The organism is Priestia megaterium (assembly GCF_046599315.1).
GTDB lineage: Bacteria > Bacillota > Bacilli > Bacillales > Bacillaceae_H > Priestia > Priestia megaterium_F.
This window is the reverse complement of sequence record NZ_JBKIKC010000001.1, coordinates 756,479-773,854: the sequence shown is the minus strand read 5'-3', so window position 1 is coordinate 773,854 and position 17,376 is coordinate 756,479. Positions and strand designations below refer to the sequence as shown.

At 37.9% G+C, this 17,376-nt stretch carries 21 protein-coding genes; 16 read left to right on the top strand and 5 right to left on the bottom strand.

Features of this window, described 5'->3' with window-relative positions; all coding sequences use genetic code 11:
• The first annotated feature begins 2 nt into the window (after positions 1 to 2).
• The 4 genes from ACLHDF_RS04350 to ACLHDF_RS04335 all read left to right on the top strand — a co-directional run bounded on the left by ACLHDF_RS04350 (position 3) and on the right by ACLHDF_RS04335 (position 3,919).
• On the top strand, positions 3 to 1,268 hold the full coding sequence (locus ACLHDF_RS04350; RefSeq protein ID WP_413917776.1) for a peptidase: 1,266 nt from the start codon (positions 3 to 5) through the stop codon (positions 1,266 to 1,268).
• Between the two features lie 29 nt (positions 1,269 to 1,297).
• Entirely contained in the window at positions 1,298 to 2,146 is an 849-nt protein-coding gene (ablB, locus tag ACLHDF_RS04345) for a putative beta-lysine N-acetyltransferase (RefSeq protein WP_413917775.1), read from the top strand.
• Between the two features lie 67 nt (positions 2,147 to 2,213).
• Complete coding sequence (gene ablA, locus ACLHDF_RS04340; RefSeq protein ID WP_413917774.1) at positions 2,214 to 3,626, top strand: lysine 2,3-aminomutase; 1,413 nt, start codon at positions 2,214 to 2,216, stop codon at positions 3,624 to 3,626.
• Positions 3,627 to 3,640: 14 nt separating this feature from the next.
• The gene (locus ACLHDF_RS04335; RefSeq protein WP_413917773.1) at positions 3,641 to 3,919 is read left to right on the top strand and encodes a YokU family protein; all 279 of its coding nucleotides are present in this window, start codon (positions 3,641 to 3,643) and stop codon (positions 3,917 to 3,919) included.
• A 35-nt stretch (positions 3,920 to 3,954) separates the two neighbouring features.
• Here the strand turns inward: ACLHDF_RS04335 and dat are convergent, their stop codons facing one another.
• Positions 3,955 to 4,800: a D-amino-acid transaminase gene (gene dat, locus ACLHDF_RS04330; protein WP_413917772.1), complete on the bottom strand. Its 846-nt coding sequence runs from the start codon at positions 4,798 to 4,800 to the stop codon at positions 3,955 to 3,957.
• Positions 4,801 to 4,921: 121 nt separating this feature from the next.
• Positions 4,922 to 5,959, bottom strand: coding sequence for an acyltransferase family protein (locus ACLHDF_RS04325; protein ID WP_413917771.1), 1,038 nt, complete (start codon positions 5,957 to 5,959; stop codon positions 4,922 to 4,924).
• Positions 5,960 to 6,368: 409 nt separating this feature from the next.
• Between ACLHDF_RS04325 and ACLHDF_RS04320 the strand changes: the two genes are divergently transcribed.
• The 4 genes from ACLHDF_RS04320 (at position 6,369) to ACLHDF_RS04305 (ending at position 8,197) form a co-directional block, all read left to right on the top strand.
• A complete protein-coding gene (locus ACLHDF_RS04320; RefSeq protein WP_413917770.1) occupies positions 6,369 to 6,584 on the top strand; it encodes a YozE family protein in 216 nt (71 codons plus the stop codon).
• 122 nt (positions 6,585 to 6,706) lie between these two features.
• On the top strand, positions 6,707 to 6,886 hold the full coding sequence (locus ACLHDF_RS04315) for a hypothetical protein (protein WP_413917769.1): 180 nt from the start codon (positions 6,707 to 6,709) through the stop codon (positions 6,884 to 6,886).
• A gap of 192 nt (positions 6,887 to 7,078) precedes the next feature.
• A complete protein-coding gene (locus ACLHDF_RS04310; protein ID WP_413917768.1) occupies positions 7,079 to 7,765 on the top strand; it encodes a hypothetical protein in 687 nt (228 codons plus the stop codon).
• A 261-nt stretch (positions 7,766 to 8,026) separates the two neighbouring features.
• On the top strand, positions 8,027 to 8,197 hold the full coding sequence (locus ACLHDF_RS04305; RefSeq protein WP_013058720.1) for a YozD family protein: 171 nt from the start codon (positions 8,027 to 8,029) through the stop codon (positions 8,195 to 8,197).
• Between the two features lie 58 nt (positions 8,198 to 8,255).
• On the opposite strand, the gene ACLHDF_RS04300 is transcribed toward ACLHDF_RS04305, so the two are convergent.
• Positions 8,256 to 9,317: a DUF2515 family protein gene (locus ACLHDF_RS04300; RefSeq protein WP_413917767.1), complete on the bottom strand. Its 1,062-nt coding sequence runs from the start codon at positions 9,315 to 9,317 to the stop codon at positions 8,256 to 8,258.
• Positions 9,318 to 9,434: 117 nt separating this feature from the next.
• Between ACLHDF_RS04300 and ACLHDF_RS04295 the strand changes: the two genes are divergently transcribed.
• From ACLHDF_RS04295 to ACLHDF_RS04270, 6 genes are all read left to right on the top strand, one after another.
• Positions 9,435 to 9,689: a hypothetical protein gene (locus ACLHDF_RS04295; protein WP_413917766.1), complete on the top strand. Its 255-nt coding sequence runs from the start codon at positions 9,435 to 9,437 to the stop codon at positions 9,687 to 9,689.
• A gap of 6 nt (positions 9,690 to 9,695) precedes the next feature.
• On the top strand, positions 9,696 to 10,529 hold the full coding sequence (locus ACLHDF_RS04290; RefSeq protein ID WP_413917765.1) for a serine/threonine protein kinase: 834 nt from the start codon (positions 9,696 to 9,698) through the stop codon (positions 10,527 to 10,529).
• Complete coding sequence (locus tag ACLHDF_RS04285; protein ID WP_413917764.1) at positions 10,516 to 11,286, top strand: sporulation protein; 771 nt, start codon at positions 10,516 to 10,518, stop codon at positions 11,284 to 11,286. The genes ACLHDF_RS04290 and ACLHDF_RS04285 overlap by 14 nt, the downstream gene beginning before the upstream one ends.
• 62 nt (positions 11,287 to 11,348) lie before the next feature.
• The gene (locus ACLHDF_RS04280) at positions 11,349 to 11,480 is read left to right on the top strand and encodes a hypothetical protein (protein ID WP_413917763.1); all 132 of its coding nucleotides are present in this window, start codon (positions 11,349 to 11,351) and stop codon (positions 11,478 to 11,480) included.
• 53 nt (positions 11,481 to 11,533) lie between these two features.
• On the top strand, positions 11,534 to 12,160 hold the full coding sequence (locus tag ACLHDF_RS04275; RefSeq protein ID WP_413917762.1) for a phosphatase PAP2 family protein: 627 nt from the start codon (positions 11,534 to 11,536) through the stop codon (positions 12,158 to 12,160).
• A 246-nt stretch (positions 12,161 to 12,406) separates the two neighbouring features.
• A complete protein-coding gene (locus ACLHDF_RS04270; RefSeq protein ID WP_013058713.1) occupies positions 12,407 to 12,730 on the top strand; it encodes a hypothetical protein in 324 nt (107 codons plus the stop codon).
• 51 nt (positions 12,731 to 12,781) lie between these two features.
• Here ACLHDF_RS04270 and ACLHDF_RS04265 read toward each other — a convergent pair whose 3' ends face one another.
• Positions 12,782 to 12,934: a hypothetical protein gene (locus ACLHDF_RS04265; RefSeq protein WP_274447560.1), complete on the bottom strand. Its 153-nt coding sequence runs from the start codon at positions 12,932 to 12,934 to the stop codon at positions 12,782 to 12,784.
• Positions 12,935 to 13,128: 194 nt separating this feature from the next.
• Here ACLHDF_RS04265 and deoD point away from each other — a divergent pair, with 194 nt between their 5' ends.
• Both deoD and ACLHDF_RS04255 read left to right on the top strand, forming a co-directional pair.
• Complete coding sequence (gene deoD / locus ACLHDF_RS04260) at positions 13,129 to 13,833, top strand: purine-nucleoside phosphorylase (protein WP_013058711.1); 705 nt, start codon at positions 13,129 to 13,131, stop codon at positions 13,831 to 13,833.
• Positions 13,834 to 14,052: 219 nt separating this feature from the next.
• Positions 14,053 to 15,501 carry a SulP family inorganic anion transporter gene (locus tag ACLHDF_RS04255; RefSeq protein WP_413917761.1) on the top strand — a complete coding sequence of 483 codons (1,449 nt, stop codon included), beginning with the start codon at positions 14,053 to 14,055 and terminating at the stop codon, positions 15,499 to 15,501.
• A gap of 242 nt (positions 15,502 to 15,743) precedes the next feature.
• Here ACLHDF_RS04255 and ACLHDF_RS04250 read toward each other — a convergent pair whose 3' ends face one another.
• The gene (locus ACLHDF_RS04250; protein WP_413917760.1) at positions 15,744 to 16,910 is read right to left on the bottom strand and encodes an FtsW/RodA/SpoVE family cell cycle protein; all 1,167 of its coding nucleotides are present in this window, start codon (positions 16,908 to 16,910) and stop codon (positions 15,744 to 15,746) included.
• Positions 16,911 to 17,376: the final 466 nt, after the last annotated feature.

Here is a 17,376-nt window from a genome sequence, read left to right as displayed (position 1 = left end):
ATATGAGCATACAGCAATCTATTCATAACTGGATGACAGAGCATCGTCAAAGTGCAGTGCGGTTACTCAAGCGTTTCGTAGAGGAAGCTAGCGTACAGGGTTCTGAAAAGCATGCCCAGGCAATTGTCATTGAACGCCTTCGACAGTTGCAATTAGATATTGATATATGGGAACCAGATGAAAAAGTACTTCGTACCCACGAAGCTTTTGCCTCCAACCGTTCTAATTTTCGAGATAGCCCGAATGTGGTAGGCGTGTTAAAAGGGAAAGGTGGAGGGAAATCCATCATTTTGAATGGGCATATTGATGTGGTGCCTCCTGGAGATCTTTCACAGTGGAGGGAAGACCCTTATGCGGCAGTTGTAAAAGATGGAAATTTATATGGGCGCGGCGCGACGGATATGAAAGGAGGGAATGTGTCGTTACTTTTAGCTATTCAAGCGCTGAAAGAGCTAGGTATTTCATTAAAAGGAGATGTTATTTTTCAAAGTGTAGTAGAAGAGGAAAGCGGAGGTGCAGGAACACTTTCATGCGTACTTAGAGGGTATAAAGCAGACGGTGCAATTATTCCAGAACCAACCAACATGAAAGTTTTTCCTAAACAGCAAGGTTCCATGTGGTTTCGAGTGACCGTACATGGAGTAGCAGCACATGGAGGGACTCGCTATGAAGGCGTGAGTGCCATTGAAAAAGCAGCTGTTGTGCTTAAACATATTGAGCACCTTGAAAAAGAGAGAAACAGCCGGATTACAGACCCGCTCTATAATAAAATTCCCATTCCCGTGCCGATTAATATCGGAAATATACAAGGCGGAACGTGGCCTTCTTCAGTCGCTGATCAAGTAGTATTAGAAGGCAGGATAGGTGTTGCTCCGCATGAAAAAATGAAGAATGTCAGAGCAGAAATGAAATCGTGGCTTGAACTTTTGCCTCAGTGTGATGAGTGGTTTGCTGAACATCCTGTCGATTTGGAATGGTTTGGGGCCCACTGGCTTCCCGGTGAAATTGAATTAGAGCATCCGCTTATGACCTCTCTTTCAACCTCCTTTTATCAAGTGAAACAGAAACAGCCGATCATTGAAGCATCTCCTTGGGGAACAGACGGAGGGATATTGTCACAAGTAGGAGATATTCCAACAGTTGTTTTTGGACCGGGCGTAACAGAAGTGGCCCATTTTCCGAATGAGTATATTTGTATTCAAACGATGCTTGACGCAGCAGAAATTATTGCTCTCACCGTAGCAGACTGGTGCAGCATTGCGGACTAAGCTAAAAAGGAGAGAGGGGATACAAACAAATGGCGAAACAAGAAAATGTTTGTCAACCAACCTTTGCTATGGCTCTTTTTTTAGATGAATGTAACAAGCGTCTGAGAATAGATGATTACCGGGGAAACGTGAAAGATATTTACAGCTACATGTACAAAGAAATTGATAAGGGAACGTACGAAAAGTGGATTATAAAAGCACGTGCAGAACATCTTTTGGACTGGATGAGCTTGGGGTTTTCTTTAGAAGCAACTATTTCCCATTATTTTAACGGAAGTGACGCGTATCTTTTGTGCTACTATACGTCGCAATCCCGACGAGACAGCTGGGAGACGTTAAAAGAAACCGAGCTGCTTCAAGATGTTTGGAATTTGCCGACATCTGATTATTCTCCTTTATCAAGTCAACTGATTATGCGCCGAGCAATTTCATCTGATGCTAAACAGCTTTCTCAGCTCTACCGTCAAATCTTCACAGTATATCCTACTCCCCTCTACGAAGAAGAGTATCTCTCTCGTTTGCTTCAAGAAGGTAGTTTGTTTTATGTCATCGCTGACAAGAACGATATCGTGAGCGCTGCCTCTGCTGAAATTGATTACGTTTATCACAATGCTGAACTAACGGATTGTGCAACTCTTCCTGCTTACCGAAAATATGGATTAATGAAGCATTTATTAAGCGCACTAGAGGTTGAGCTAAAACAGCGGCATATTTTTTGTGCATATACAATAGCGAGAGCGCTTTCAATGGGGATGAATGCAGCTTTTCATCAGCTTCGTTATACCTATACAGGACGGCTAACGAATAATTGTTACATCTATAAATCGTTAGAAGATATGAATGTATGGGTGAAGGATTTGTCAAAAAGTAAGGGGTGAGAAATAATTAACCAATTTATGGGCTGTAACATATAACAATAGTAAATCTTCATAAAGGAGCGATTGTATGTTATATGATTTATATAAGCCGTCCCGACATTGGAAAGACATTGAGTTATGGAAAGATGTTCCTGAAGAAAAATGGAATGACTGGATTTGGCAATTAACAAACACTATTCGAACGTTAGACGATTTAAAAAAAGTCATTAACTTAACTCCTGAAGAAGAAGAAGGAGTACGCATTTCAACCAAAACAATTCCGCTCAATATTACGCCTTACTATGCATCTTTAATGAACCCAGACGATCCTCGATGCCCCGTTCGCATGCAGTCTGTTCCTGTTGGCAAAGAACTTCATAAAACAAAATACGATCTAGAAGATCCCCTAGATGAAGACGAAGATTCTCCAGTACCAGGGTTGACTCATCGCTATCCTGATCGTGTCTTGTTTTTAGTTACCAATCAATGTTCCATGTACTGCAGATACTGTACACGAAGAAGGTTTTCAGGACAAATCGGAATGGGCGTCCCAAAAAAACAGCTAGATGCTGCGATTGCTTATATCGCTAAAACACCTGAAGTACGAGATGTACTCATTTCAGGCGGTGATGGCTTGCTGATTAATGACAATATTTTAGAATATATTTTGAAGAATTTAAGAGCTATTCCTCATGTGGAAATTATTCGAATTGGCACAAGAGCACCCGTTGTGTTTCCGCAGCGAATAACAGAAAATTTATGTGCAATTTTAAGGAAATATCATCCAGTTTGGTTGAATACGCACTTTAATACCTCCATTGAAATTACGGAAGAAACAAAAAAGGCATGTGAAATGCTTGTCGATGCGGGAGTTCCAGTTGGAAATCAAGCGGTTATTTTAGCTGGGATTAATGACAGTGTAGCTATCATGAAAAAGCTTATGCATGATTTAGTAAAAATACGAGTTCGCCCTTACTATATTTATCAGTGTGATTTATCAGAAGGAATCGGGCATTTCCGCGCACCTGTTTCCAAAGGACTCGAAATTATGGAAGGGCTACGAGGTCATACGTCTGGATATGCCGTTCCAACGTTTGTTATTGATGCTCCGGGAGGAGGAGGAAAGATTGCAGTTCAGCCAAACTATATTATTAGTCAAAGTGCAAGTAAAGTTGTTCTGCGAAACTTTGAAGGCGTGATTACGACGTATCCGGAGCCAGAAAGCTACGTGCCTGGGCGTGCAGATGATTATTTTCGAGCTATTTATCCAGCATCTGATGCTAAGGATTCTTCCATTGGCATCTCGGGTCTTATGAATGACACTCAATTCAACCTTGTACCGGAAGGGCTAGGGAGAGTCAAAAGACGTAAAACGTATGAAAGTGATAGTGCTCACGAAAGCCTAAAAGATAAACGTGAAAAAAGAGATGAATTAAAAGATAAAAAGTTTAAAGCTCAATTAAAAAAAGAAGGTAAAAATGACGATGCTCCATCACCTTAAGGAGGTCCTGTAATATGACTGTTCAATGCGCATGGTGCGAAGAAGAAAAAGCGGTAGAAACAACGAATACTGCATACTGGGAATTGCCAGATGGAACGAGAAGTATTGAAATTACTCATATGCCATGTATCAGCTGTTCAGCTTGCGGGATGTCATATCAAGAAGAAGAGACCATAGAAGAAGTGGAAACACAGCTGCTTCTTATCGACACAAAAAAGCTTAATGAATCCATTCGGTATGATGAGCTATTAAAAGTACCAAGATTATTAAAGCGCAACTACTTCAAATTCTAAGAAACCGCCCCTTATTTTGTAAGGGGCGGTTTTGCTTATTGATAAGCATTTGTTCCAGCAGTACGTAGGCTGTAGGCGTGTTTTAAAGCCACTGTAACAGGACGAACAGTTGGAAGTTCGACTTCATCTATTTTCGAAACGGGCAAAAGACCAACAGACGTGCTTGTAATAAAAACTTCGTCAGCGTCTTTTAAAAAGGAAGGAGTCATGTTTTGTTCTCGGATTTGAATGGCCTGCTCCTGCGCACATTCCAACACGTTAGCGCGCGTAATACCGGATAGAATTTTTCTTGTGGCAGGAGTCGTGAACAAGACGCTGTCTTTTATCGCAAATACATTGCTGCTCGACCCTTCGGTTATGTATCCGTCTTTTACTAGAATAGCTTCTTTACACCCTTTAGAAGCCGCAGCTTGTTTGGCCAGAAGATTAGGAAGTAGGTTCAATGATTTGATATAGCAATTAGCCCATCGTTCATCTTCTAAAAGAAGCGTGGAAATTCCTTTTTCATAGGCTTCCTCAGGCGTTTGGCGAGGGTGGCGTATTGTGAGTGCTAATTGTGCAGGCGCGTCGGGAAATAAATGATTTCGAGGAGCGATCCCGCGCGTAACTTGAATGTAAATATCAGCGTCTTTTAACGTTGATTTTTCCATTGCTTGATGAATGATGTCCTTTAGCTCTTGTCTTGAAACAGGCAGTTCAATAAAGATTGCTTTTGCACTTCTCTCCAAGCGGTCTAAATGACGTTCAATTGAAAACGGAACTCCTTTGTATACGCGAATAAATTCATAAACACCATCTCCAAACTGGTGACCGCGTTCATCAATTGGAATAACAGCCTCATTGATATCTCTAAACTTTCCAGCATAATATGCTAATTCCATCTTGGAAAACTCCCTTCCTTTAGATATTAAAACGTTAACATAAAATTCAGCAAAATGAAATTATTTACTTGGTTTCTCTAAAGAAAATGAAAAAAGTCATACTCCTTTAGGAGTATGACTTTTATGAAAACGTGCGTTTGAATGCTAATGAAAATTTCTGAATGGCTTTTTTAGGTGTAACAAACTGAACGGTGAGCTTGGTGACGGTGATGAACCAATCGACAATACGGCTGCCGAGAAGCATGGTTACTAAAATGGACAATGCGATTAAGACGATAATACCCCACGATGTTGGCTCTAGACTTTTTGAGAAGTCGGTTGTAAAGAACCATTTTAAAATGAAGCCGTGCAATAAATACACGTATAATGATCGCTGCCCAATGCTTGTTAAAGCAAAACCACGCGTTGGAATCAAAGCCATAAAGGCAAAAGATACAAGAAAAGCAATTCCGTAGTGAGAAACGCGCATTAAAAATTCGGCTACATTGTCGTACGTGTTCGTTCCATACAGCATATCGGTGTAAGCCGTGTCATCTAGGAAAGAATAGCTTCCAATCAAAGTAACAAGCAATACGATAGATGCAATGATTCGATTTCGCGCTGTCAAAAGATTTGTAAAAGGCTCTTGTCGCTGTGACAAATAGTAGCCTAACAGGAAAAACGGGAAGAAGACAAACATTCGGCTAATGCTTAGAATTTTATCAAATCCGTCAATATCAATGAAGCCCATTGCAAGTCCAAGCGAAATAGAGACTGTTAAGCTAATCCACATCGGAAATTTCGCAAAGAAAGGCAGCATTAATTTCCAAAAAATTAAGCTCAGTAGAAACCACATTGCCCATCTAGGAACCAAATATTGAAGCGTGTACGTTTCATCCGTATAAAGCACACTATAATAAAGCGTATAGATGGTTTGGAAAGCTAAGTAAGGCAGAGCCACCTTTGTAAATATTTTTTTATAATATCCTTTTTTGTGAAAATTTTTCGAGAAATAACCTGCTAGTAAAATAAAAACAGGCATATGGAAAATAAAGATAAAGTGGTAAATAGACAGCATTCCACTACTATCTGTTCGGTACGGAGAAATCATGTGTCCAAATACAACTAAAAAGATTAATACGAATTTAGCATTATCAAAGTAAGCATTTCGAGTATTCATGGTATTATTTTTCCTCAACATATGCTGATGTAAACCTCCCACCAACAAGATTTATTTAAATGGCGATTATTGTTAGAATAACCTTTCACTACGGAATTAAAACATGAATTCTTCTTTTTTGCAATGATATAAAGGTTTGAAAAACCTGTCGAATCAACGCTTTTATTATAAAAACGATGTGTTTTTGTTACAAATGTCTTTTTGAAAAAAGAAAAATATTGATATAACAATATTTATTCGTTACGCTAATAGGGAAATTTGTTTTGCAACTGTAACATGAATTTAATATTTTTTGTCCGGTAAAACATTTATATTGTAGTGTTCGACATCTACATATCACAGTAGAGAGTTGTCGATTTCTTGAAAAAATGATAGAAAAGATACACATACCGCTTGAGGGGGGAGTACGATGAAATCCTTTTATCACTATATAATGAAATTCCGATCAAATAAAAAACATGATCCGATGGGAGAGTTTGCGCGAAGTGCTTATGATGACCACAGTTTCCCGAAGTCTTCAACAGATTATGACGAGCTGAGCTCTTATTTAGAGCTCAACGGGCATTATGTATCAAGTATGACCGTATTTGACGAAGCATGGGAGCTTTATCAAAATAATGCGTGAGAAAATAAAAAGAGGCTGGGATAAAAGTATTTTAGTTGAAAGAAGATCCGAACGATGAATCGTTCGGATCTTTTTATTGTGGTCGTGAATACAGGTTTACTGTATGTAGGTGCTTCTAACTGTTGATTGGAGGGCAGGGCGAAGACTCCTGCGGGAAAAGCGGAAGAGGTGAGACTCCGCAGGAGCGTATGCGACGAGGAGGCTCATCGGTCGCCCGCGGAAAGCGAAGTCTTGCACGGAAATCAACGGCGGTGGAACAAGTGATTCATATTAGCGCGTTTATCCCATTTGTTCGTCTTTAGATGGGAGTGATTTCGTTAGGTCTCAACCTCTTTTTATTTTCCTCAGCCCGTATGATAAGCAGGAGTAAAAATGATAGAGGGCAATAGATAATAAAGGCTTGGTTCTAAAGATGTTATACTTCCCCTTTTTTAGTTACTGCATATAATATTGTAACTTTTCAGTAGGTGTATGTTTACTAAGGAGGTGCGACGATGGCAGGGAAGAAAAAACCTAAATACGGAATTGGTGAAACAGTCGTTGTAACAATATACGGGACCGTTGGCACTATTACCGATATAAAAGTGATGGATGGGATTTTTGTATACGAAATTAACCATAGTGAAGGTCTTTTTTTAGAAGATACAATTGAGCTTCTAGAAGAATATGAAGGTCAAATATTAGTACAGGAAAGAGTAGAGCTTGAATATAAATTTTTCTTCGGCGATATCGTCCAGGTTTTTAATTATGGAAAAGAGTTATTTAAAATCATTGGTATTCGAACAGAAATATGGCGTTATAAAGAGGATTCATGGGAAGATATTGTCTATGAATTGTCGCGTGTAACAGATGGAGAATGGCTTGAGGCTAGTGAAGAAGAACTCATTCTCGTAACTCCTCATGAGGAAACAGAAAATTACTCTCAAAGTATTGATATGTTGTATTTAGGTAAAGAAATTAAAAAGACGGAGTTGCTACCAAAGATGAAAAAACAAAACGGTTCTGAAAAAGAAGAAGTGAGGTTAACTAAAGAAAAGCATGAGATTATAAACGGTCTTTTAGATGTGTACAACGATTATAAATTTTTGTATGAGCTTTTTGAAGATGAAGAATACGCTGAAGTTATGAACTTAGTGCTAAAACATTTAAAAAAGATAGCAAAATCCGAACAAGGAAAATAGTAGGTAGATGCCTAATAAATAAAAGATAGCCGAGATAGATCATATCTCTCTTAGCTATCTTTTATTGTGTATACGGCGATGGTAATAAAAAAATAATGGGTATAATTACCTTTCTATTTAAACTGTTGAAATTTTAGACATACTATTGCCAAATTGTTCATAAATGTGTATAAGGTAAAACTTCAAGCAGCAGATGAAGTAAACCTATTTTAAGAAAAATAAGGTACGCTAATCCGTTCAAACGGGATAAGGAGTGATATTGTGAAAGAAATCGAAGTGGTCATTGATACGGAAGAAATTGCGGAGTTCTTTTACAATGAACTAGTCAAGCGAGGCTATGTGCCCGCTGAAGAAGAGCTAGGCGAATTAGCGGATATAACTTTTGATTATCTCATTGATAAATGTATTATTGATGAGCAAGATGAAGAATAAAAAGATAGATACATCTGTAACGACGGGGAAACTCGTCGTTTTGTTTATGAGGCAGCGGTTATGAAAAAGGATTAGCTGCTTTAATGGCAGATTGCACTTTTATATGATGCTGAAGGGGGATTTTTTTTACTGAAGAAGCAGGAATAGACTCAAGGAGAGAAAATATGCTTTCGTCTTCAAACCAATCATCTTTTCTTAAAAAAAGATGTACGCGATCTCCCCAGCTCATATTTAAAGTCGGACTATAGAGCTTTTTGGAATGTGTTCTATCATTTGTAAATATATCTGAATTATAGTCGCTTCGAGACCCTGTATGAGGATGTTTAAGGCTAAAAGTATAGATAGCATCATGCAAGTTTGAATAAAAAAGAAGAGCGTATAAAGTTTTTCCCACTTCAATCCGTCTTACGACAGACTCAAAATGATACACTTTCGTTCCACTTAAATCAATTTTATTACCTGAATAATATGGAAAGATGATTTGAGTCATACCGAGAAAGTTTTGAGTGTGAAACTGCCAAGAATGAAGAACATCCTGCTGAAACTCTTTTTTAAAAAGAACGTTTTTTTCGATATGATATTGTTCGTTCACAATCAGGGCTATTGATAAGAGGGGGTTGTTTCTATACTGCCAAAAATCATTCCAAACAGCTATCATAAAAGAAGATACGTGAAAAGCGGGGAGTAAATGAAACAAATTGCTGTTTTGCTCTTTGCTTTTTTCATAGAGCAAAAGCTGAGCGTAAGCATCATGAAAAATGGCAGAATTAGAGTGTTCTAAAAACAAGAAGTACGCGTGCTGTTTTTCTGGCGAAAGCAGGGATTTTATTAAGGTAGTAGAAAGGTCTGTCATATAATAGCCGCCGTTTCGTGAAACCAAGTGGGCTAAAAGAGCCCAGTGAATTTCAGGATGCTTTTGATAATAGTCCAAATAAGCTTGTGTGCGCGTAACGTTGTTTTGATTAGCTTTTTTTACTTTTTTTCGAATCTCTTTAATCAAGTTTACGTCTTCTCCGATAAAAGACAGTGGGAAAATAGCAGGAGGTTTGAGCTGCATCATTTGCTGCAGGCGAAGGACATCCTCCAATCTAATGAGGGAATTTGTGTTAGTAGAAGTCATGTTAGGCCTCCTTTGAAACGTTTAACTATATAGAAAAAGGGTAAGGGATTTTTTGAAACCTTTATAACATTTCGTACGTATAAAGGGTAACAAATGTTAAGGAAAGAGGTTTTCTCTATGTTCAGAAAAATATTTGAATCATTAACTGGATCTAAACATCGACGCTACAGCAGCAGTGACCGACACTATCGACGTCCACGCCACTACAGCAGCAGTGATCATCATTATCAAGGTCCACGTCACCATAGCAGCAGTAGCGATTATAAACGAAGTAAATATTATGACAGCCACAGTCATTCAAAATATGGCCATCACCACTACAAGCGCAAACGCAAAAGTGGAAGCTTCTTCTCAAGCTTTTTCTCAAGTTGATTTAGAATGAAAAAACGAATGTTCAAATACCTTCATCGCTGGCTGGTTGACCGTCCTTTTAAAAAAGGAAAAGTCATTTGTGAACGCTATGAAATCATAAACGTACTGGGAATGGGAAGCTATGGTATAACATATGTTGCTAACGACATTGTGCAACAAAAAAAGGTAGTAGTAAAGCAGCTCCGTAAAACGAAGCAGCGTACGTCTCAAGGGCTGAAGTCTTATCATTATGAAGCGAAACTGCTGTCTCAATTAAATCATCCTCAAATTCCTTCACTGTATGAAGCTGTCGAAACCGATGAAGGATGTTTCCTAGTGATGGAGCTGATTCAAGGAAAAACGTTTGAAGATTTAATTTTTGAAGAGAAGTGCGTGTATACGGAAGAAAAAGCGCTTAAAATTTTACTTGATATCCTAGACGTAGTTTCCGTTATTCATGAGCAGGGAATTGTTCACCGCGATCTTCGTATCCCAAACATTATAGACGTTAATGGAACCATCTATGTTATTGACTTTGGTCTTGCTAGATTTTTAGGCGATCATGAAGAAACAAGCAGCCTTATAGAAGAACAGCAGTATATGAGGCAAACATCTGTTGCAAGCGATATCTATGCGCTTGGTCATTTTCTTTTATTTTTATTATATTCTGGTTATGAGCCGACGGAGAAACAAGAAAGAAGCTGGGAGCAAGAGCTAAGTTTGTCAGCACCTATTAAGACCGTCATTCAAAAAATGCTGAGAGCAGATGAATCGTATGAAAGTATTAAAAGTTTACAAAAAGATATTTATAACTATATGAACAGTAAGAACTCGGGGAGGGGAAAATATGGCGCTATTTAATAAAGCGTTAGCCCGCATTGGAATTGGTGCAGCGAGAGTGGACGCTAAGCTTGTTAATGATGAATTTCGTGCTGGTGAAACGATTGAAGGGATTGTTGAAGTGTACGGAGGCAATGTTGAACAGAAAATTGACAGCATCTATCTGCGTCTATTCACAACCTATGTAAAAGAAAGAGACGATAAAAAATATAAGCAGGATATTGAACTTAATACGTTTAAAATTAATGACCCGTTCACGATTCAACCAGCTGAAACGAAGTCTATTCCTTTTACATTTCAGCTGCCTGATGATACACCTGTTACATTAGGGAGAACCCGAGTGTGGGTGGCGACGAGCCTCGATATTAAAGACGCGGTTGATCCGTCGGATATTGATCATGTAAAGGTGCTTCCTAATCAGATGGTAACAAGCACAATTGAAGCTATGGAACAGCTTGGCTTTCGCTTACGCCAAGTCGAATGCGAAGAAGCTCCTCACAAGATGAGAAAAAGACTTCCTTTTGTTCAAGAATTTGAATTTGTTCCAAGCGGTGGAGTGTACGCTGGGAAAGTAGATGAAATTGAAATTATCGTGCAGCCAAGCGGCTTGCATGACTACGACTTATTTATAGAAGTGGATCGACGAGCAAGAGGATTTGGCGGGTTTTTATCTGAAATGTTAGATGCAGATGAGTCGCTCGTTCGTATTCATGTTTCTGAAAAAGAAATTCCTCAGTTGAAAAATATATTAAGCAATATTATTTCACGCTATAGCTAAAGTGCATAGCTCTCCTTTTTTTTTCGTATATTAAAGACAGTAAAAAGAAAGGAGAGAGAGATATGTCGCAATCGAAACACACGAAAAAAACAAGTGCAAAACTGTATACAAAAGAGGAATTTTCGGCTGAATTTGTCGTTCATCAAGCTCCTAAGCCAGAAGACTATATTCAGCCAAAACGTGTGAATAAGTAAAGCATGTAGAACGCTACATGCTTTTTCTTTTAATAGGTTGGAGGAAATAAAAAATGGTAAATCGTACTACAAAATATTCTCTATTTATTGCATCTCTCTTAGCTTTCTTTTTATTCATATTATTTACATTTAATACACCTTGGGTGAAACAGCTTGACTTTAATGTACTTCACACTATTGAAGGATGGAGGACGGACACGTTAACATCCATCATCATATTTATAACAACCGTAGGATCTTGGTATGTAACTGCACCCATATGGTTTGCGGTTATGGTATTCCTTCTCTATAAACGAAAAGGATTGCTCGCTTTATATATGACGCTCGTTTTCTGGGGAGTTCGTGCGTTAAATTGGGGATTAAAGGGAATTTTTGCGAGACCAAGACCTGACTGGAGTCAAGTCGTTCCCGCATCTCACTATAGTTTTCCGAGCGGACATGCCATGAACTCAATGGCGTTTTACAGCGGATTACTTTTGTTAATATGGATGTATACAAGAAGCAGGGCAATTAAAACGGCGGCTACATGCGTAATTGCCATTCTTATTTTATTAATTGGCTTTAGCCGTTTGTATTTAGGCGTACATTTCTTAACTGATATACTAGCAGGATATTGTTTAGGACTTGCTTGGTCGTTAGGAATCTATCTTCTTTCTAAGAGTATATCTAACAAAAAATAGTAGTAATGGTTACATTTTTTTCGTTAATATTTCAATTTGTTTAAGTAGGCCTATTGATTCATCCATTCAAAAACAACTAGTGATAAAATGAGAAACAAATATTTTATGTACATGATTAATAAGAAAAAACTAGTAATTTCGACAAAAAACGTTTTGATTCGATAAAGGGTTTTCGGATTTTATCACTAATTATATAAGAATACATGACGTAAAAGAGTAAATACTTGCTTTTGGGTGGAGGGAAGAATGTTGAGTGTGTGGACCACAATAAAAAAACAATTTAATATTAGCACAGAATATGATGTAACTATTATGCAAACAGAAGAAAAAGGCGAAAAGCGCGGATATAAGCCTGTTCATCGTCTAACGATTACAGCATTCGATCATCAAGACGCAGCAACACAAGTATTTCAGATGTTTAATATTGCTGATAATTTGCCAAAGGATTGTGATGCGCGGTTTATTAGTACAGGCGATATCTTGTTAATTGATGAAGGTACTCGAGGTAAGTATTACTATAAGCTATGGACAGACGGCTGGCAAAAAGTTAATCGCCTGCACGTACGTTAAACATAAGGTAAAAGCGACCTATCTGGCCGCTTTTTATTTATATGCTGCTCCCTAGTAATCACGAGTATGATGCCCAGGTCCATTTTTTCGTTTTGTTGCTGAATATTCATCTCCATGCGCTTCATGTTCTGCTATAATTGCTTCTTTTGGAATATGATTATTCTTTTTAGGCGAATTAATTCGGTTACGATGTTTCTTCCCCATACATATCACCTCAGCTAAAGTTATTAAATCCCTTGCGCTGTTAGCATACCCTTATATTAAGTGACATACTACGCCATTTTTTGGACAGTATGTCTTTTTATTTTTGAAGCATAATGTTAGAAGTAAATAGACATGCAAGGGATACAATATGGTATAGTGAAAACGTAAGATTTTTTACATATAGGAGGTACGAAATGAGCGTACATATTGGGGCAAAACAAGGAGATATTGCAGAAACAATTTTACTTCCAGGTGATCCACTTCGTGCAAAATACATCGCAGAAACGTTTTTAGAAGATGTAACTTGCTATAACGAAGTGCGCGGTATGCTTGGATTCACAGGAACATATAAAGGAAAGCGCGTTTCTGTTCAAGGAACAGGGATGGGTGTACCATCAATTGCTATTTATGTAAATGAACTTATGAATGAATATGGTGTTCAAAACCTAATTCGCGTTGGTACATGCGGAGCTATTCAAAAAGATGTAAAAGTGCGTGACGTTATTTTAGCCATGTCTTCGTCAAGTGACTCACAAATGAACCGCGTAAAATTTGGTCCTATTGACTATGCACCGACGGCTAACTTTGATTTATTAAAGCGCGCTTATGATGCAGGTGTTGAAAAAGGCCTTCAGTTAAAAGTAGGAAGTGTCTTTACATCTGATCAATTTTACAATGAAGACGGCCAGCTAGAAAAGTTGGCAGCCCACGGCGTATTGGCAGTTGAAATGGAAACAACGGCTCTGTATACGCTAGCCGCTAAATACGGCCGTAATGCTTTATCGGTTTTAACAGTAAGTGACCACATTTTTACTGGTGAAGAAACAACGTCAGAAGAGCGTCAAACGACGTTTAACGATATGATTGTTGTTGCGCTTGAAGCAGCAATTAATGAATGAATATAATTTCATTCCTTTTATTCGTTGAAGGACAGCGAAATGCCACTGCATAACAAATAAAAAGACGAGAAGCAATCAAGCTTCTGGTCTTTTTATTTGTGAAAATTAATTGTTTCCAAACAGGGGATTGTATGGTACGATTTGATACGTTAAAAACGGCTTTGATTTTCGTGAAAGTCGAAAATCGTATAAAAATTTTATAAGAGGTGGTAAAACATCATGATGGCAAATATTAAACAGCAGTGGTTTTCAAACGTTCGAGCAGATATTTTGTCGGGGATGACAGTTGCTCTTGCGCTTATTCCGGAAGCCCTTGCTTTTTCCATTATCGCTGGTGTCAATCCGATGGTTGGCCTGTATGCATCTTTTTGTATGGCAATTGTGATTGCTTTTACCGGAGGCAGACCAGCTATGATTTCAGCTGCAACAGGAGCGATGTCTTTATTGATGATTAACTTAGTTAAAGATCACGGCATTGAGTATTTATTTGCAGCTACTGTTTTAACTGGAATTATTCAAATTTTACTTGGTGTTTTTAAAGTAGGAAGGTTTTTATCGTTTCTTCCTCAAACAGTTATGATTGGATTCGTAAATGCGCTAGGTATTTTAATTTTTACAGCACAGCTTCCGCATTTTGAAGGCGCAAATTGGATGATGTACGCGATGGTAGCCGGAACGCTGCTCATCGTCTATTTGTTTCCGCTTATGACCAAAGCAATACCATCTCCGCTTGTTGCTATTGTCTTGATGACGATTGTAGCAATTGTCTTTCATTTAGATTTAAAAACGGTAGGAGATATGGGGAATATTACGCGTTCACTTCCGGTTCTTCACTTCCCAAAGGTTGAGTTATCAGTAGAAACGCTGCTTATCATTTTACCTTATTCGCTTCCTTTAGCAATTGTAGGACTGCTTGAGTCTATGCTAACGGCAACGGTACTGGACGAAATTACAGATACGCCTTCTAATAAAAATAAAGAAGCGCGCGGTCAAGGCATCGCTAATATTGTAACGGGATTCTTTGGAGGAATGGCTGGCTGTGCCATGATTGGACAATCTATGATTAATGTAAAATCAGGGGGACGAGGAAGATTATCTACCTTAGTTGCGGGAGTCTTTTTATTGTTCTTAATTATGGTGCTTGGCGATGTTGTGAAACAAATTCCAATGGCTGCTCTTGTAGGCGTTATGTTTATGGTAGCTGCCGGTACGTTTGATTGGCAGTCTCTTAAAGACTTAACGAAATATCCACTGTCGGATGCTATTGTAATGATTGTTACGGTGGTTATTGTATTGTTTACACATAACTTAGCACTAGGAGTAATGGTAGGTATTGTTTTAAGTGCCATTGTATTTGGCTGGAAGATGGCTAAAATCAAAACAACTTCACAAATAGAAGGCAATACAAAACAATACAGAGTTTCAGGGCAATTATTTTTTGCCACCATCAGTTTCTTTATGGATGAATTTCAGTATGAAACAGATCCAGATACCATCATTATAGATTTTAGTTCTTCTCATATATGGGATCAATCTGCCGTAATTGGCATCTCAAAAATTATGGACAAGTACGAGCGATTGAATAAAAAGGTTATTGTAAAAGGGTTAAATGAAGATAGTAAAAAAATTGTAAGGCAAATTGGCCTAACGTCGCTTTCGAATAAATAAAAGGTGTGCAATAGCACACCTTTTTTATGCGTTTCGTTTTAGTCGCTGAATAAGCCAGGTGAAACGAGAAGATGTAGATGAAGGCACAGATGTCTGTTTTAATAAAATAGCATAGGCTTTGCGCCGATATTGGTAATCAAGCATGCATATCTACCCCTTTTAAAACAGAATTTGAAAGCGTTTTCTTAATTATAGCATGCTTTATAGGTAGATAAAAGAAAAAGAGAGACCATCGTCTCTCTTTAATCATTTCCAAACATATAGCGTTTGTGATGCCATGATATTCCAAACATCAGACCCATTGCAAACATGTTCCCCATCAGTGAACTACCCCCATATGAAATAAAAGGAAGGGGAATTCCGGTAATAGGTAAGACTTGAATAGTCATACCGATATTTTGGAAGACGTGGAACGTAAGCATTGAAATAACTCCTACACATAAGTAAGAATTAAATTCATTTTTTGTTTCAAGACCTAGCTTGATCAAGTAATAAACGAGTACGAAGAAAAGACTAATAACAATGCTGGCGCCGATAAAGCCAAACTCTTCTCCAATAACCGCAAAAATAAAGTCGGTCTGTCCCTCTGGCAAATAGACAACTCCATTTCCTATTCCTTTACCGTTTACCATCCCTGAACCAATTGCATCTAACGATTTCTTTAAATGATAGCCCTCTCCGGAACTATATGATTCGGGATCAAGCCAAGAATAAATACGTCCAAATTGGTATTGCTTAACTCCTAGATACTTTTCTAATAAGTTAGGTGCATAAACAACAAGTCCCAAAATGACAGAGCCAACCGCTGTAATGCCTAAAAATGCAGGCGCGATGATTTTCCAGCTTACGCCTGAAACAAATACAAGTCCAACCGTGATTGCTAAGAAAACAAGAGCGGTACCTAAGTCAGGCTGCTGCATGATTAGTAATAAAGGTAAAGCAAGTACAGCGCCCAGTTTACCAAGCAGTAAAAAGTCTTCTCTTACTGTCCGGATACGATATTTTTCATTGTGTTTAGCAATGACCGTACTCAGTGTGATAATCAAAAACACTTTCATAAACTCTGATGGCTGCAATGAGAAGCCGGGAAGCGTGAACCAACTTTTTGCCCCGTTAATTTCTCTGGCAATACTTGACGGAGCCACTAGTAAAAGAAGCAATAAAAAGTTCCCAAATCCATAAAAAACCCACGTTAGCTTTTGAAGCTGATCGGAGTCAAAACGCATGACAAATCCTATAATTACCATTCCAATAATATAAAAAACAACTTGTTGCGCTACGAAGTTCTTATCATACTGCCCGATTTTTTCAGCACTATGAATTGCTACAACGCTCACGCAAAACAATAGGAAGATTAGGAAAGCCAAATTCCAGTCAAATCTACTAACATTTCTTTGATTTTCACCCATATTATTCACCTGTCACTATTAAATCTCATTCTTTCTTTATGATAAAAGAAAAATGCTGTTTTTTAGTGCAAAGTCGATTAATGAAGAGTCGCACTAACCCCACTTTGCAGTTTTTGCTTTGAATATAGACTTGCTAAAGTAAGAAAAGATATGTCGCAAGCTGCGTTACCATACAGCCTTTTATTATACATGAATTATTCTATAACATAAATAGGAGAAATGATAACAATTTCTTTTTTCTAAAAACTCTATTTGTAGGGATTTATCCAGTTCATCTTCTTTATCTCCTTAAAGATTAATATGAAAACATATTATAGGAATTTATCTTTTTTTGCACGTGAAAAGATAAAGAAATGTGTATATCTATAACGAAAGAAAGGTACAAATAGTTTCATATGAACGACTGAAAAATTCTAAACTGCGAGGACTAAATCTAGCAAGCTATACATATGAATAATAGTAAAGA

Coding starts and splice junctions, on each gene's coding strand:
- ACLHDF_RS04250 (WP_413917760.1), bottom strand. CDS start 16,910: ATGGGTGAAAATCAAAGAAATGTTAGTAGATTTGACTGGAATTTGGCT.
- deoD (WP_013058711.1), top strand. CDS start 13,129: ATGAGCGTACATATTGGGGCAAAACAAGGAGATATTGCAGAAACAATT.
- ACLHDF_RS04265 (WP_274447560.1), bottom strand. CDS start 12,934: ATGGGGAAGAAACATCGTAACCGAATTAATTCGCCTAAAAAGAATAAT.
- ACLHDF_RS04290 (WP_413917765.1), top strand. CDS start 9,696: ATGAAAAAACGAATGTTCAAATACCTTCATCGCTGGCTGGTTGACCGT.
- ACLHDF_RS04350 (WP_413917776.1), top strand. CDS start 3: ATGAGCATACAGCAATCTATTCATAACTGGATGACAGAGCATCGTCAA.
- ACLHDF_RS04335 (WP_413917773.1), top strand. CDS start 3,641: ATGACTGTTCAATGCGCATGGTGCGAAGAAGAAAAAGCGGTAGAAACA.
- ablB (WP_413917775.1), top strand. CDS start 1,298: ATGGCGAAACAAGAAAATGTTTGTCAACCAACCTTTGCTATGGCTCTT.
- ACLHDF_RS04275 (WP_413917762.1), top strand. CDS start 11,534: ATGGTAAATCGTACTACAAAATATTCTCTATTTATTGCATCTCTCTTA.
- ACLHDF_RS04280 (WP_413917763.1), top strand. CDS start 11,349: ATGTCGCAATCGAAACACACGAAAAAAACAAGTGCAAAACTGTATACA.
- ACLHDF_RS04285 (WP_413917764.1), top strand. CDS start 10,516: ATGGCGCTATTTAATAAAGCGTTAGCCCGCATTGGAATTGGTGCAGCG.
- ACLHDF_RS04255 (WP_413917761.1), top strand. CDS start 14,053: ATGATGGCAAATATTAAACAGCAGTGGTTTTCAAACGTTCGAGCAGAT.
- ACLHDF_RS04295 (WP_413917766.1), top strand. CDS start 9,435: ATGTTCAGAAAAATATTTGAATCATTAACTGGATCTAAACATCGACGC.
- ACLHDF_RS04310 (WP_413917768.1), top strand. CDS start 7,079: ATGGCAGGGAAGAAAAAACCTAAATACGGAATTGGTGAAACAGTCGTT.
- ACLHDF_RS04320 (WP_413917770.1), top strand. CDS start 6,369: ATGAAATCCTTTTATCACTATATAATGAAATTCCGATCAAATAAAAAA.
- ablA (WP_413917774.1), top strand. CDS start 2,214: ATGTTATATGATTTATATAAGCCGTCCCGACATTGGAAAGACATTGAG.
- ACLHDF_RS04270 (WP_013058713.1), top strand. CDS start 12,407: ATGTTGAGTGTGTGGACCACAATAAAAAAACAATTTAATATTAGCACA.
- dat (WP_413917772.1), bottom strand. CDS start 4,800: ATGGAATTAGCATATTATGCTGGAAAGTTTAGAGATATCAATGAGGCT.
- ACLHDF_RS04325 (WP_413917771.1), bottom strand. CDS start 5,959: ATGAATACTCGAAATGCTTACTTTGATAATGCTAAATTCGTATTAATC.
- ACLHDF_RS04300 (WP_413917767.1), bottom strand. CDS start 9,317: ATGACTTCTACTAACACAAATTCCCTCATTAGATTGGAGGATGTCCTT.